Raw genomic sequence first — 14,006 nt, 5'->3', positions numbered from 1 at the left:
GCCTCGATGATCTGGCTCCATGGCTTCGACACCGCCCTGGGCCGTTGCGGCATTGCCTGGAATGAGCACGGGGTTTGTGGCAGCCAGCTGCCCGAAGCCACGCCCAGCCTGAGCCGCGACCGTCTGCGCCAGCGTTTTCCTGCCGGGCGTGAGACCGATCAATTGCCGCCCCCGATCGCCGCGGCCGTACGGGCCGTACAGCGCCTGCTGTCGGGGCAGCTGAACGACGATCAGGAGTTGTTGGCCATCGTGCTGGACGACAGCGCGCTGCCCGAGTTCCAGCGCCAGGTGCTCGCGCAGACGCGCCTAATCCCGCTGGGCCAGACCTTGAGCTACGGCGAGCTGGCTGCGCAGCTGGGCCAGCCCGGTGCCGCGCGCGCCGTGGGGCAGGCCGAGGGCCACAACCCTTTTGCGCCCATCGTGCCCTGCCACCGCGTCCTGGCCAGTGGCAGTGCGGCCGGCGGTTTTTCGGCCCATGGGAGCTTGCATACCAAGCTGGCGCTTCTGCGCCTGGAGGCTAGAGCCACCGCCGATCGTCCCGGTCGGCAGGCCGAGCTGCCGTTCTAGGGGGAAGCCTCGCGCTCAAGGAGCCCGTTCCGAGCGTGCCTTCATGCGACTGTCTTGCACGCAGAGGCCGTCCGGATCATGGACCGCCGTTTCGTCGGGTGCGCGCTGGACCCAGCCGTTACGTCTGCTTGCGAAAGGGGCAGGGCAACTGTAAGGGTTTACATGGCGATGGGCTCAGACCCCCAGGTATGCTGGGGCAGCCATTGTTTGGGTGTCCGAAGCAGCCTTGGGGGAGCGATGAAAGTTTGGCAGGAGGAACTGTTGCGTGTGGCGCATGACGCCGATTGCGAGCACATGATGCTGCAACGGCTGGGTGGTGCTGCGCGTGACCTGGGCTTCGACTATTGCGCCTATGGCATGCGGATCCCTCGTTCCTTCAGCAATCCCAAGACGGTGATGCTGAACAACTATCCGGCCCGCTGGCAACAGCACTATGCGCAGGAGAACTACCTCAAGATCGATCCGACCGTGCTGCATTGTCGGCAAAGCCTGCAGCCTCTGGTCTGGGCTGACGCGGTGTTCGTGAACGCCCTGAAGCTCTGGCGTGATGCCCAGGACCATGGCTTGCGCCATGGCTGGGCCCAGTCCAGCCTCGACGCCTTCGGCGTGGGTGGCATGCTGACCCTGGCGCGCAGTGAAGAGCCGCTGTCACAGCGCTGGCTGGACCAGGAGGAGGTCAAGCTGCGCTGGCTGGTCTGCGTCGCGCATCAAAGCCTGTCTCGGCTTTTGAAGCGTCGCCATGCTCCCGGGCGCGAAGCGGCCTTGAGCACACGTGAGCTGGAAGTGCTCAAGTGGAGCGCGGATGGCAAGACCTCGGGAGAGATCGCCACCATCCTGACCGTGTCCGAGAACACGGTGAACTTCCACATCAAGAACTCGATGGCCAAGCTGCGCGCCAGCAACAAGACCGCTGCGGTGGTGCAGGCGGCCTTGCTGGGTTTGCTGAACTGAGCTGAAGACGCTCAGGGAATGTGGCAGGTCATGTCCGAGTTGGGACCGCAACGGCCGTTCCAGTTCCATTCCAACTGAACCTGCTCGTGCAAGCGCACGCTGAAGCTCAGACCGGGCACGGAGATCTGCAGATTCAGGTGATCGCCTTGGACCTGGTAGTAGCCCGGTTCGCCGCCGCCCCAATGGGTGTCCGGCACGATGGCCCCCTTGCCCAGCTGCACGGTGACCTGTGCATTGCCCAGCAGATATGCCAGGTTGTTGTGTACATACTGGCCGATCGGGAACTGCTGACCGTTTGGCAAGGTGACCTGGCGATCGGCCGAGATCAGGCGTGTCAGGCCGGTGAGCTGCAGATTGTCACGCCCGTAGAACAGCGCTTGGTTGCCTTGCCCCAGCGTGCCTTGCAGGCCCTGCAGCACGGCCTGGTCGATCTGACCTTCGACCTTGCGGATGATGAAGTTGCCGACCACCGGCAGGATCCAGCTGAGGTTGGAATCGCAGTCGGTGGATGAGTTCGGCTGGCCATCGAGCATGATGCTGCTGCTGGGCACCTGCCCATTGCTGACGTTGTAGCTCGCGCCCACCGAGATGTTCGCCAGGGACAGGTGGCTGACGCAGTTGAAGCGGATGATGCCCCACTTCTTGCCCGAGAACTGGGTCCATGCGTTGTAGCTCACACCGCTGAGGGTGGTGCGCATCAGGCCATTGCCTTGCGGGCTGATCTGCAGACGCAGATCGCCGCTGAGCGAGCCACGTTGGAAGTTCACGCCATTGCTGCTGGCATAGCTGCGCATGAAGCTGTTGAGACCGTTTTCCATCTGAAACGGTATCGCGCGCAGCTCACCGGCGGTGCGGGCCAGGGGGCCGTACTGGTTGCGGCCTTCGCTGACGCTGACGCTGCCACCGCCATATTCCACGGTGACGATGTACTGGCCGCCGGTGACCACCGGATCCCAGCCGGCCTGGGCGCTGGGCAGGGAGAGAAGGGCGGCCAGGGCGACCAGGGTGTGTTGAATTCGCATCGACAGTTTCCTTTGTTGAGGGAGGCTACGAGAGGTGGAGATTGCTTTCGGGCCCAGGCTTCACCAGGCAGCCGGCAGCGGCGAGAGCGAGAACAGGCGGCGCTGTTTCACGCAAGACAAGGCAGCTTCGAGCAGGCGTTGATCGCGGGCTTCGCAGGCGGGGATGCGCAAGTCGGGCAAGGTCTGGCGCAAGCCTTCGAGCAGCAGATCACTGTCCAGCCGTGGTGCAGCCACGGTGGATGAGGACTCCTGAGCGAATGACCAGGCCAGGGCCAGCGCACAAGCGGACCAGAGACGGGCGTAGTCCACGGCCAGTTGCTGCGCTGCGCAGCTGTCCACGGGCAGGCGCTGCACCCAGAAATGCTGTCCGATCTCGCTCAAGCATTGCTGCAGCCGCTGGTCGAGGGCGTGCAAGGCGGACGCGACGGTGCCTTCCTCGGAGACCGCGCCCTCACAAACACCGGGTTCGCGGCGCCAAACCAGGTAGGCCTGCATCAGACGGTCCTGGCCCTGGCTGCTCAGGCGCAGGTCCTTGCTGTCCGGCCAGTCGCAGGCCGCGGCCTCGCTGCGCAACAAGGCGCGCGCATCCTCAAGCAGCGCTTCGCGGGCGCTTGAACCTTCTTGCCAGCATTGCAGCAGGGTGGGTTGCAACTGGCGCAGCTGGGCGGCGAGCAGGCCCAGATTGACCTGCGTGCTGCCGTCAAACAGGCTGACCACCTGCAGATCGCGCGCCATCTTTTGAAACATGCCCAGCGCATCCTGGCTGCGCAGATAGTGCCGGGCGCCCAGCACCTGGGCCAGTTCGCGGGCCACCGCTTCGCAGCTGACCGGAAGCTGGTATTTGCAGATGGGTGACAGCACGCTCAATTCAGCGGGTAGACGAGCGATCGCTCGCGTGCAGGCCTGGGCCAGCAGATCGTTGCACAGCAAGCGCGCGTAGCTGTGGGCCAGCTTGGCTCGGGCGGCCGGAATCTGCGTGACGGTCTTGCCGTAGAGCTGTCGCTGGCTCGCAAACTCCAGGGTGAGGCGCAGCAAGGTGTCGGTGGCGCCCAGCGAAAAACCTGCGCACAGGATGCGCGAGATCTGCAAGGTCTTGAGCACCAGGTTCAGGGCCGGTTCCTGGCGCGGCAGGCTGACATCGGCGGCCAGGCAACGGTGGTCCTGCAATGCAAAGCCGCTGATGTCGGCCCCACGGATGCCATGCGTGGCGTTCTTGGGCAGGCTGTGCCAGCTGGGGTCGGCATCAGGCTCGGGGCGGCTCAGGCGCAGCAGCACCAGCTCCTTGCGACCGTCCGCGTGGTGCTGGCAGGCCAGCACCGTGGCAGAAGCGCCGCGGCTGCCGTTGTTGATCAGCCATTTTTCGCCCTGGATGCGCAGGTGCTGCCCATCCGCCTCGGCTTCGACGCGGAACTCGGTCGAGAGGATGTCGCTGCCATGGGCTCGCTCGGTCAGGGCCAGGCAAGCCAGCCCACCGGCCCTGAGGCTGCGTGCATGGGCCGCTTGCTGGGCGGGGCTGCCCGCCAGCCAGATCGGCAAGGAACCGAGCAAGGTCTGGCCGAAGGCGATCACGGTGCTCAGGTCGCGGCGCGACAGGATGCGGGACAAGGTCAGGATGCGCTCGGGTTCCTGGAGCTGACCGCCCAGGCGGCTTGGCACCAGTTGATCGAACAGACCCAGGCGCCGCAGCTGTTCCAGGCTGGTTTGGGGGAAGACTTCGGCCTCATCCTCCCGCAAGGTGTCGGCAAAGCACAGCAGCGCATCGCTCTGCCGCGGATCGCCCAGTTCTTGCTCCCACTGCGCTGCCAGCTTCAGGCTCTCAGCATGCATGGCGGCTCTCCTCAAACGGCGCTGCACCAGGCCGGGTGTGGACCAGGGCGCAGGCTTCGTGTTCGTTGATGTGCAATCGGACGTGCCAGTGGCGCCCGGCCGGTGCCGGCGGCCAGGCCGACTGGCGGCTCCAGCGCGGTTGGGCGTCGCTGCTCCAGCCCTCCAGCAGCCAGCCCTGGGCCAGGCTCACAAAGCTGCCCTGGCCCTGGCACTTGAATCGTGCTTCCTTGAGACACCACACCACGGTGCGGGCTTCGTGGATGCTCAGGCCCAGCTGCTGTGCCGTGAGCGCGCTTTCGTCGGCGGAGATGAGCATCTCCAGAGACTGGGCGCGCACGGCCTCGTGCAGTTCGGTGTCCAGTCCAAGCGGCGCGGAGTCGGCCGCGGCCATGGCCCGGCGGCGGCTGTGGCTGATGCTCAGGTGCAGCGGGCTGCCCGGCAGACAAGGGCGCGACAGCGCATCGCAGCCAATCAGCAGGCGGTCTGGTGCGGCCTCCGAGGCGCTCAACCAGGGGCGCAGGGCGGATTTGGCACACAAACGCCCCGCCAGCCATTCGCGCCGACGCTTGGGCCAGGCCATTCCGCGCCAGCGTTGCAGCTCCTGCGGATGCAGTCGGGCGGCCAGCCATGCAGCATCGGGCGGCTCGGGCAGCGCATGCAGCAGCAGCTCGCAGCTCGTCGGCGTGTCCCGCTGCGGCTCGCTTGCTGCTGCCAGCCATGTCGGCGATTCAGGCCAGGCGTTCAAATCCCGGCTCCAGCAAATCGCCCGAGAACTGCTCGCCCAGCTCGGCCAGCTCCACGAAGCGCGCGACCAGGCTCTGGAACAGGGGGCTGGAGGTGTCGGCCGCGAACGCTTCGAAACTGCTGATCTCCACGATCTCGAAGAAATCCAGGCCGTCACCGCCGGGGCAGGCAAACACCCGAAAGCGTTGCACGCTGGGCAGATCCTGGCAGGCGGCATAGTCCACCTCCTGCACCCATTGGATGAAGGCGGCGCGGTGGTCGACGGACCTCAGGCGAATGCGGTCGATCAGAACGGGCATGGTGGGGTCTCCTCTGCGAGGGTGTGCTGGCGTTCAATGGCCACCAGGCCACGTTCGCCATCGACGGTCAGCCAGTCACCGCTGCGGATGCTGGAGGTGGCGAACTGCGTGTTCACCACCGAGGGGATACCGAACTCTCTCGCCACGATGGAGCTGTGCGAGAGCATGGAGCCCACATCCGTGACCACCGCACCGGCCAGTGCAAACAGCGGCGTCCAGGAGGCGTCGGTGAAATGGGTGACGATGACCTCGCCGCTTTGCAGCTCGGGCGCCTGGCGGTTCAGGTCCAGGATCACACGGGCGCGTGCTCGCAACACGCCGCGCGAGGTGCCCAGGCCGGTCAGGTCGCCGCGCACGGTGGCCACGGTCGCCGGGCGCGCTGGCGGGCGGCCCACAAAGGTCAGTGGAGGTTCACCGTCATGCAGCCAGGCTTGCTGGCGACGCCGGCGCGCCTCCAGAACGGCAGGGGGAAAGGCTTGCTCGGCGCTCAGGCGCCCCTCGAGATAGGCCTGGATGTCGGCGAACTCCATCCAGGCCATGTCGCTCATATCGCGCAACTGGCCTTGCTCCAGCAGGCGGCGGCACAGCTCCACCAGCACCCGACGGACCAGCCAGATCGAGGTGATCATGCTCATGCGGGTCTCTTCGCGCAGGCGGCTGCAGGCGCAGTACAGGGTGCTGACACGGCGCAGCAGCCAGCGGCGGCCGGGCGAGAGTTCGGCCAGCAAGGCCTCGGTGTCGACCGAGCGGTGTTGATCGTTGTTGGCCAGGCGCTCATCCACGCTGAAGCCCTGGCGCATATAGATCTTGATCATCTGGAAGACATAGCTCGGGTCGTCGACCCAGCGCGGGTGCGTCAGCTCCATTTCTTCGTGGCCTCGCACGCCGTTCTCGCGCATGAAGGCGGCGTACTCCGTGCGCAGAAAGGCCTGGCCTTGGGCATGCTCGGCCAGGGTGCTCAGGGCCAGCTCGGCCGGTGTGCGATCCAGGAGCGCGGGCAGTTCCGGGTAGGCTTGCAGGGCCTGGGTCAGCTGCCACAGCTCGCGCGCCGATTCCACGGTGCGCAGATTGGACATATCGCCCTTGAGCCGGTTCTGCAGATGCAGGCCGCGCCCGGGCAGCCAGCTGGTGCACATTTCCTCCAGCGCGCCGTAAAGGGTGAAGGCATTGATGTAGAAGGGCAGGTAGCCCATGTGCATGGACTTGAAATAGGCCAGGGCATGTTGCAGCTCCTGGTTCAGCTCGCCCCGACTGAGCCGGCTCAGGTCCATCTGCTGGGCGCGCGCGTACTCGCGGTGGCGGCTGGCCACCATCCGGCGCGCACGTCGCTGGGCGCCCAGCAGCTCGCGCGCGGTCTTGTACAGCCAGTAGCCCGTGCTCTGCAGGCGGCGCCACGCGCTCGCGCCCAGGCGTTGGCCGTAGGGGTTGCGATAGCCGTCCAGCACCACTTCCTCGCTGCTGAAGCGGTGCAGGAAGGGCGCCTGGTCCATGCCCGGCGGCGTTTGCGACAGCAGGTAGGCGGTGTAGGCCACATTGAGGTAGACATGGCCGCGGTAGTAGCCCATGTAGTGATCGGGGTCGCCGAGATCCAGCAAGCCGATGCCGGCACCGCAGGCGCGGTGCACCTGGTACTGGTAGTGCTTGGCGAAGCTGATGCCCAGTGGGGTCATGCGACCCGTGAAGATCTCGCCGATGTCCATGCGTGACCAGAGCACGTTGTCGGTCAGCGCCGCATCGGCCGGTCCTTGCTGTGGCCCCTCGTCCGGTGCGAGTGTCTGCAAGGTCGTGATCGCACGGCTTTGCAGCAGCCAGAGCTGGCCCTGCTCATCGCGCGCCCACTCGATGTCCTGCGGCTGGCCGAGCAGGCGCGAGCAGCGCAGCAGCAAGGCGCCGACTTCCTTGCGCGCCGGCTCATCCAGCGCCGCTGCGGTGGCCAGATCCTGGGGCAGGCTGTGCACCTGCAGCTGCGCATGTTCGGGCGACCAGAGCAAGGCGCTGTGCTTGTGAGCCAGGTCCTCGCCCAGAGTGCGCAGATCGTCGAGCGCCAGGGTATAGCCATCGCTGGGCACCCGCCCGGAGACCAGACCCTCACCCAGTCCGCGGCAGGCTTCGATGCGCATCTGTTGTAGCTCGGGTGCCAGCGGATCGCGTGCAAAGCCCACGCCGGCGCAGCTGCTGGCCGTGGCCTGCACCATGCGCTGAATCACCACCCCCATGCGCGCGCCGGCCAGCGCCTGCGCATGTTGGCGCCGGTAGCTCAGCGCCGCGGCGTTGAACAAGGACGCCCAGCAGCAGCGCAGGCGTTGCAGGAGTTCGGGCACTCCTTGCACCTGCAGATAGCTGCTGTGCTGGCCCGCGAAGGACAGGCTGTGGCCGTCTTCATCACAGGCCGATGAGCGCACGGCCACGGCACCGGCGCCCAGGCCTTCGTAAGCCAGGGCCAGTTCGCTGATCGCGTGGCTCGGAAACTCGCCCTGGCGCAGCTTGTCCGCCATCTCGGCCCAGACCGCTGCATCGCCGCTGCCCAGGGCACGGTCCAGATCCAGGCCGTTGTGCTGCGCGTACTCGTCCATGGCTTCGATGGGAATGCACAGCCCGTCGGGCACGGGCAGACCCAGGGCATGCAGTCGGGCCAGTTGGGCGCCTTTTCCGCCCAGTCGCTGGGCGTTGAGGTGGTGGCAGGCGGAGAAGCGCCAGGCCCAGCGCTTGTCGGGGTGGCGGTTGGTGTGAGGGCTGCCGTCGCCGTGGCGGGGGCTCAGATCGAGCGGGCTGTCCAGTTTCATCGGGGTCTCCTCGTCATTGCGCTTGGGCGGGGCGGCGGGCCAGAAAGCCGTAGTAGCTTTCGCCGGGCAGCAGCTGGCGGTGCGTGGCGTCCCGCCAGCCGGCTTCTTGCAGCAGGCCCAGCAGCTGGTCGCGCCGGGGCAGGCCGGCGTCGATGTCGGACAAGGTCCACCACAGGTGCAGGGCGGCCACCGCCGGGCTGCCACCTTGGCAGCTGCTGGTGATCAACAGACGGCCGTCAGGGGCGAGCAGACCCGCCACATGGTCCAGCAAGGCCCGGCGCTCTTCCGTCTTGAAGTAGTAGAAGTTGTTGTGCAAGGTGATCAGGTCAAAGCCCTGACCGGCCGGCGGCGGCGCCAGCTCGAAGAGCTGCGCCTCTTGCAGCGACACGCGCTCCAGCAGGCCTTGCGCCTTGAGGTGGGCGCGTGCGCTGGCCACCACCTCGGCCTGCATGTCGATGGCGCTCAAGTGCAGCTGTGACCATTGCCGCAGCATGTAGCTCAGGTAGTGCCCGGCGCCGCAGCCCACCTCCAGCACGCGTTGTGGCGGCTGCGGGTCCTGGGCAAATGCCCAGTCGATCGCTTCTTCGACGAAGGGCTCCAGGATGCGCGAGGAACGGGCAATCAAGGCGCCGTCCTGATCGTCCAGGGTGTAGGCGCGACCCTCGCGCAGCCGCGTCGGTGCAGCAAGAATGGCGTCAAAGTGATAACGCGTCACTTCGGCGAACATGGCGGCGGTCACATCATTGCGCGGCCGTGCCAGCAGGCGCGACAGCTTGCCCTTGAGGTGGTAGCGGCCGCCGCGCAGGGCCAGCTCGCCCACGCCCAGGCCGCAGTCCAGCCAGGCCAGCAGGGCGTGATGGCGCTCCGGCCCCACGCGCAGGGCTTGCGCGATGCTGTGGCTGTCGCGTGGCGCCTCGTGCAGCAGGCTCAGCAGGCCCGAGGCATCGGCAGCGCTGGCGAAGGCGCTGCGGTACAGGCTCTGGGTTTCCCCGCCCAGGCGCAGAAAGGACAGCACGTTTTTCTCAAAGATCAGCTTCTTCAGCGTGGCCAGTTTCATTCGCAATCCTTGTGTTCAGTGGTGCATCAGCAGGCTCAGCTGCAAAGCCTGGCCGAGCTGGCGGAACTCGCTGCCGGCCGCGCCGCTTAAAGGCCGGCTCCAATGGGCGCGCAACTCCATGGCTTCGCGCACCTGCCACTTCAGGCCCAGCAGCAGCTGGCCGCTGGCGTCCTCGCGTTGGTGCAAGCCCATCAGGTCGACTTGCAGCAGGGGGTGGGCCTCCCAGCTCAGAGCGGCCGCGAGGTAATGCCGGCCGCGGCCCAGGGCCGGCAGGCCGGGGCTCTGCGGCGCGCTCTGACGCAGCAGCTCCAGGTTCAGTAGCCAGCCCGGGCGCAGCCGGTATTGGCTGCCCAGCAAGGCGCGCTGCTGCCAGCCCGGGGCGCTCGCCGCGCCGCCGCGGTGGGTGAGCAGCTCCAGGTACCAGTCGCCGCCGGCCAGATCCAGTCGTTGGGCGCCGAGGCCGATCACGGTGCGGCCGCCGCGGCGCGCCAGCCAGAGCTGGCCCAGATCGGAGCTGCGGCTCCAGGCCAGGCCTTGCTGCACATGCCATTCCCGCTGCTTCGCCGCACTGCTGCCGTCCGGCGTGGGCTCTCGGTGCAGGCTGATCAGGCTCTGGCTGCTCCATCCTTCGCTCAAGCTCTGCTCGAACAGCAGGGCATCGATTCCGGGTTTGTAGAGTCGCTCCAGATCCAGAGGCTGAAACGGCGCATGCAGATCCAGCACCGACCAGATGCGGCCCAGACCGCGGCTGATCGGCTGCCGGCCCAGGCTGGCTTGCCAGCCGGCCTGACGTGCGCTGAGATAGGCCCAGTCCAGCTGCAGGCGGCTGGCATGGCGAGCGCCCAGGCGGGCCCGCGGCGATCCCAGGGCACGCACGTCCGGCGAAGGGCGCAGCCAGGCCCAGTCCTCACGCTTCTCAGCCTGCCAGTGCTCGGCATCGAGATGCAGGGTCCAGCGCGGCTGTGCGGCGCTGCCGGCGCCGCCTTGCGCGTGCAGGCGCAGCTGGGCATTGAGCAGATGCTGCCGCTCTGTGGGCAGGACGCCGAGTTCAGGACGCAGCTGCATGGCGCGCAGCCAGAGCAAGGCGCCGCGCTCGCTGGCCATCTCGCTGCTCATCTCGCGGTCCTGCGACACCTCCAACGGGGGCATGCTGGCCGCCTCGGTCGGGGGTGCGGCGCGACTTGCCCCGGGCGCAAGCAGGAGCAGGAGGAGCAGCAACACGAACATCACCATCGCATTCAGGCCAGTGCGGGCGAGGGCGAGGCCGCGCGCCGTGGCGGCTCGCGCCCTTCGGCGCGACCCCCGGGCTCCACCGCGTCCTGGGCCTGGTCGGAGACCAGCTGGCCATCGCGCAGCAGGATCACGCGCCGCGCGCGCTGGATCACCAGGGGATCATGGGAGCTGAACACAAAGCTCACGCCCTGATCGCGGTTCAGCCCCTGCATCAGCTCCATCAGCGCAATTGCGGTGGCCGAGTCGAGATTGGCCGTGGGTTCATCGGCGATCACCACCCGCGGCCGGCTGGCAATGGCGCGCGCCACCGCCACCCGCTGTTGCTGGCCGCCGCTGAGCTGGTCGGGATATCGGTGCATCTGCTCGGCCAGACCCAGCTGCTGCAGCAACTGCATGCTGCGCTGGCGGCGCTCGGTTGCGGGCACGCCCTGGAACTCCATCACCATCTCGGTGTTCTCCAGCGCACTCAGCACCGGCATCAGGTTGTAAGCCTGGAACACAAAACCCAGGGCATCCCGGCGCAGGACGGACAGCTCGCTCGAGGACAGGCGCGAGACATCGCGCCCGCCAAACAGAAGCTGCCCTTCGGAGGGCGAGTCCAGCAGGCCCAGCAGATTGAGCAGGGTTGACTTGCCGGAGCCGGAGGGCCCGGCGATCACGACGAACTCGCCGGCATCGATGCGCAGATCGATGCCGCGCAAGGCATGCACCTGCACATCGCCTTGCTGGAATCGCTTGTGCAGGCCCTGGGCCTGGAAGATGGCGGAATCAGGCATGGTGTTGGATCGCTTCGATGGGTTTGAGACGTCCGGACTTGACGGCCGGCATGAGGCTGACCAGCAGGGTCAGGACCAGGATCAGGGCGGCCACGCCGGCCAGCTTCAAGGGGTTGAGCAGGGAGTAAAAGCGCTCGGGCAAGAGCACGCCGCCGGCCTCCAGGCCGGTGCCGAAGACCTCGCGGAAGTTCAGGCCCTCGGTGGCGAAATTGGCATGGGCGGCCAGGCCGAGCATCAGGCCCAAGGCCAGGCTCGCGCCGGCCAGGTACAGGGATTCCAGCAGCACCACGCGCACGATCAGGCCCGGGCTGCTGCCCAGGGCCAGCATCACGCCGAATTCCCGGTGCCGCTTGAGCACGGACATGATCACGGTGTTGAGGATGCCCGCCACCACGACCACGACCACGATCACCATCAGCAGGGCCATGCCGGCGGCATCCATGGCCACGGCCGAGTTCAGCTCCGGCGCCGCTTCGGTCCAGGTCTGAGCCTCCCAGCCGCGCGCTTGCAGCACCGGCTGGAGTCGCTCTTGCAGGGCTGCAAGCTGGCGCTCATCCTGGAGGTAGAGCGCCAGATGGCTGATGCCCTGGCCGCTGCGGCTCAGGGTTTGCGCCTGCGGCAAGGGCAACTCCACCCAGAAGGCATCGAGTTCCTGAATGCCGGTGCGGAAGATGCCGTGCAACTGGAACGCAGCGCGGGCAAATTCGCCGCCACCCAGGGGCTTGACCGTCAGCGTCACGCGATCGCCGATGCGCACGTCCAGGGCTTTGGCCAGGCGCTCACCCAGCACCAAGGGCGGCAGGCCGGCTTGCTCGGGCGCAGTGCGGCCGTCTTCCGTGGCGCTTTCCGCGGGCAAGGGCTGGCCTTGCACGATGGCGCGGGCATCGGCGATGCCAGAGACCGGCAGCTCCAGCGCCGGGTCCACCCCGGAGGCGGTGACCGCGATCTGCTGCGCCCCGGCCTGCGCCATGGCCGAGAAGCGCAGGCGCGGCACGGCGCTCTGGGCCAGCGGGCCGGCACTGGCACGCACCAGAGCCAGGGCCTGAGGCCCGGCGCTGATCAGCCGCTCCAGGCTGGGGTCCTGGGCATGGCCTTGCTGGGACAGGATCAAATGACCCAGGCCCATGCGCACGCCGACCTGGATCATGGCCTGGTGGCCACCGTCGGAGAGGCCCTGGAAGCAGGTCAGCAGGGCCATGGTGATGATGATGATGGCAGCGGTGAAACCGCTGCGGCGGCGGTGGCGCAAGAGATTGCGCAGGGCCAAACGGTGGGCAAGCATGCTCATCTCCTCACTGCGCTCTCATGCCGGCAGCTGGGGCCAGCCGGGCAGCCCAAAGCGCCGGCACCAGGGCCGATACGACACTGATCAGCACCAGCATCGCCAGGGGCAGGGCCGCGCCGGCCGCACTCAGCTGCGCCCGCAGCACCGGCGCCATGCCCACGCCCGACAGGCTGAACTCGCCGAAGCGCGACACATCCAGACCATGGACCTGCAACCAGCCCACCAGCGCGGCCCCAGCCGTCAGGCCCACCAGGCCGCCGGCCAGACACAGCAGCACCGTCTCGGCCATCACCAGCAGCAAGACCTTGCTCGGCGCCAGCCCCAGGGCCTTGAGCAGGCTGAGTTCGCGCTGGCGCTCCATCACGCTGACCAGCATGGTGTTGAGCACACCCACGCCGGCGATCAGAAAGACGATGAATACCAGGGTGCCCATGAGCGCCCGATTGGCCGCAATCAGAGCCAGCACATCGGGCCGCAGCTGCGACCAGCTCTGCACCTGCTGACCCTCGCCGAGCTGGGCTTGCAAAGCAGCGGCGCGTGCATCGGCCTGGCCGGGGTCGGTCAGGCGCAGTGCGATCTCGTGCGCCTGATCGGGCAGTTGCAGCATGTGCTGCAGATCGCTGAGATGCAGCAGCAGACGGCTGCGGTCCTGGTGGTCGAGGCCGGTTTGCAGCACACCGCGCACTTCGAGTTCCAGATGGCTTTGCACACCGTGGGCACCTTCCACCAGCAGCTCCAGCACCTGGCCCCAGCGACCTTCGGGGTCGGCGCTCAGGCCCAGATTGGCGGCCAGCTTGGCGCCCAGGACCACGCCGGGGCGCCGGCTTGGCCCCGGTGCCAGCTGCTCGGCCAGGGCCAGGCTGGCCTCGGCGCCCGATGTGGCGGTGGGTGAGGGCGCGGGCGTGGGCGTGGCCGTGGAGCTGGAGCGCCCCTCCAGCCGGGCGAAGGCCTCGGCGATGGCCGCCTCGGTCAGGGCCTGGTCGGCGGCCTGCTGGGCTTCACTCAGCGCCTGGGCCTGGCGCCAGGGCGTGGCCTCGGCCGAGAGCCACTCGCCGCTGCTGCGCTTGCGATGCAGCACGGTGACGGCGGCTTCCTGTTCAGGATCGATGCCCAGCAGCTGCACTCCGCTGGAGCGACTGCCGTGGCTGAGGTAGGCGAAGGCATAGAGCCGGGCGCTCACGCCCTGCACGCCCTCGGCCGACCTCAGCGCGGCCAGGGCCTGGGCGTCGGCCGGCACGCTGCGGCGCAGAGCGCGGCTGTCGAGGTAGTGAGGCTCGTGGATCTGGATGTGGCCGACCTCGCCCTCGGTCGTGCCCTGAATCAGCTCCTGGCTGAGGCCATCCATCAGGGCCAGGGTGGCCATGCACAAGGCCAGGGCCAGGGCCAGACCCAGGCCGGTGACGCGGCTGCGTTTGGCGTTGCGGCCCAGATTGCGCCAGGCCATGCGGTAGACGGTGCTCAT

Annotated in this window: 12 protein-coding genes; 2 read left to right on the top strand and 10 right to left on the bottom strand. The window is 67.7% G+C overall.

The window, feature by feature from the left end; all coding sequences use genetic code 11:
• The first annotated feature begins 6 nt into the window (after positions 1-6).
• Together AC1Q6P_RS15730 and AC1Q6P_RS15725 are read left to right on the top strand one after the other, a co-directional pair.
• Positions 7-567 carry a methylated-DNA--[protein]-cysteine S-methyltransferase gene (locus AC1Q6P_RS15730; RefSeq protein ID WP_492665023.1) on the top strand — a complete coding sequence of 187 codons (561 nt, stop codon included), beginning with the start codon at positions 7-9 and terminating at the stop codon, positions 565-567.
• A gap of 237 nt (positions 568-804) precedes the next feature.
• On the top strand, positions 805-1,518 hold the full coding sequence (locus tag AC1Q6P_RS15725) for an autoinducer binding domain-containing protein (protein WP_102766785.1): 714 nt from the start codon (positions 805-807) through the stop codon (positions 1,516-1,518).
• Positions 1,519-1,529: 11 nt separating this feature from the next.
• Here AC1Q6P_RS15725 and AC1Q6P_RS15720 read toward each other — a convergent pair whose 3' ends face one another.
• From AC1Q6P_RS15720 to AC1Q6P_RS15675, 10 genes are all read right to left on the bottom strand, one after another.
• Entirely contained in the window at positions 1,530-2,540 is a 1,011-nt protein-coding gene (locus AC1Q6P_RS15720) for a hypothetical protein (protein WP_102766784.1), read from the bottom strand.
• Between the two features lie 60 nt (positions 2,541-2,600).
• A complete protein-coding gene (locus AC1Q6P_RS15715; RefSeq protein WP_492665022.1) occupies positions 2,601-4,367 on the bottom strand; it encodes an acyl-CoA dehydrogenase family protein in 1,767 nt (588 codons plus the stop codon).
• Positions 4,357-5,112 (bottom strand): 4'-phosphopantetheinyl transferase family protein, encoded by a 756-nt coding sequence (locus AC1Q6P_RS15710; RefSeq protein ID WP_492665021.1) that lies wholly within the window; start codon positions 5,110-5,112, stop codon positions 4,357-4,359. The genes AC1Q6P_RS15715 and AC1Q6P_RS15710 overlap by 11 nt, the downstream gene beginning before the upstream one ends.
• Positions 5,096-5,410 carry a hypothetical protein gene (locus AC1Q6P_RS15705; RefSeq protein ID WP_492665020.1) on the bottom strand — a complete coding sequence of 105 codons (315 nt, stop codon included), beginning with the start codon at positions 5,408-5,410 and terminating at the stop codon, positions 5,096-5,098. The genes AC1Q6P_RS15710 and AC1Q6P_RS15705 overlap by 17 nt, the downstream gene beginning before the upstream one ends.
• A complete protein-coding gene (locus AC1Q6P_RS15700) occupies positions 5,398-8,193 on the bottom strand; it encodes a PEP/pyruvate-binding domain-containing protein (RefSeq protein WP_492665019.1) in 2,796 nt (931 codons plus the stop codon). Before AC1Q6P_RS15700 ends, AC1Q6P_RS15705 begins: the two co-directional genes overlap by 13 nt.
• Before the next feature lie 13 nt (positions 8,194-8,206).
• Positions 8,207-9,250: a class I SAM-dependent methyltransferase gene (locus AC1Q6P_RS15695; protein WP_492665018.1), complete on the bottom strand. Its 1,044-nt coding sequence runs from the start codon at positions 9,248-9,250 to the stop codon at positions 8,207-8,209.
• A 15-nt stretch (positions 9,251-9,265) separates the two neighbouring features.
• On the bottom strand, positions 9,266-10,399 hold the full coding sequence (locus AC1Q6P_RS15690; RefSeq protein WP_492665017.1) for a hypothetical protein: 1,134 nt from the start codon (positions 10,397-10,399) through the stop codon (positions 9,266-9,268).
• A gap of 89 nt (positions 10,400-10,488) precedes the next feature.
• On the bottom strand, positions 10,489-11,259 hold the full coding sequence (locus AC1Q6P_RS15685) for an ABC transporter ATP-binding protein (RefSeq protein WP_171828848.1): 771 nt from the start codon (positions 11,257-11,259) through the stop codon (positions 10,489-10,491).
• Positions 11,252-12,541 (bottom strand): ABC transporter permease, encoded by a 1,290-nt coding sequence (locus tag AC1Q6P_RS15680; RefSeq protein WP_492665016.1) that lies wholly within the window; start codon positions 12,539-12,541, stop codon positions 11,252-11,254. The genes AC1Q6P_RS15685 and AC1Q6P_RS15680 overlap by 8 nt, the downstream gene beginning before the upstream one ends.
• A 10-nt stretch (positions 12,542-12,551) precedes the next feature.
• On the bottom strand, positions 12,552-14,006 hold the full coding sequence (locus tag AC1Q6P_RS15675) for an ABC transporter permease (protein ID WP_492665015.1): 1,455 nt from the start codon (positions 14,004-14,006) through the stop codon (positions 12,552-12,554).

This window comes from Roseateles sp. GW835-FHT13E02, assembly GCF_058794035.1.
The sequence above is the reverse complement of the archived record's forward strand: the minus strand, read 5'-3'. Positions and strand labels throughout refer to the sequence as shown.

Coding starts and splice junctions, on each gene's coding strand:
- AC1Q6P_RS15730 (WP_492665023.1), top strand. CDS start 7: ATGATCTGGCTCCATGGCTTCGACACCGCCCTGGGCCGTTGCGGCATT.
- AC1Q6P_RS15725 (WP_102766785.1), top strand. CDS start 805: ATGAAAGTTTGGCAGGAGGAACTGTTGCGTGTGGCGCATGACGCCGAT.
- AC1Q6P_RS15720 (WP_102766784.1), bottom strand. CDS start 2,540: ATGCGAATTCAACACACCCTGGTCGCCCTGGCCGCCCTTCTCTCCCTG.
- AC1Q6P_RS15715 (WP_492665022.1), bottom strand. CDS start 4,367: ATGCATGCTGAGAGCCTGAAGCTGGCAGCGCAGTGGGAGCAAGAACTG.
- AC1Q6P_RS15705 (WP_492665020.1), bottom strand. CDS start 5,410: ATGCCCGTTCTGATCGACCGCATTCGCCTGAGGTCCGTCGACCACCGC.
- AC1Q6P_RS15700 (WP_492665019.1), bottom strand. CDS start 8,193: ATGAAACTGGACAGCCCGCTCGATCTGAGCCCCCGCCACGGCGACGGC.
- AC1Q6P_RS15695 (WP_492665018.1), bottom strand. CDS start 9,250: ATGAAACTGGCCACGCTGAAGAAGCTGATCTTTGAGAAAAACGTGCTG.
- AC1Q6P_RS15690 (WP_492665017.1), bottom strand. CDS start 10,399: ATGCCCCCGTTGGAGGTGTCGCAGGACCGCGAGATGAGCAGCGAGATG.
- AC1Q6P_RS15685 (WP_171828848.1), bottom strand. CDS start 11,259: ATGCCTGATTCCGCCATCTTCCAGGCCCAGGGCCTGCACAAGCGATTC.
- AC1Q6P_RS15680 (WP_492665016.1), bottom strand. CDS start 12,541: ATGCTTGCCCACCGTTTGGCCCTGCGCAATCTCTTGCGCCACCGCCGC.
- AC1Q6P_RS15675 (WP_492665015.1), bottom strand. CDS start 14,006: ATGAGCACCGTCTACCGCATGGCCTGGCGCAATCTGGGCCGCAACGCC.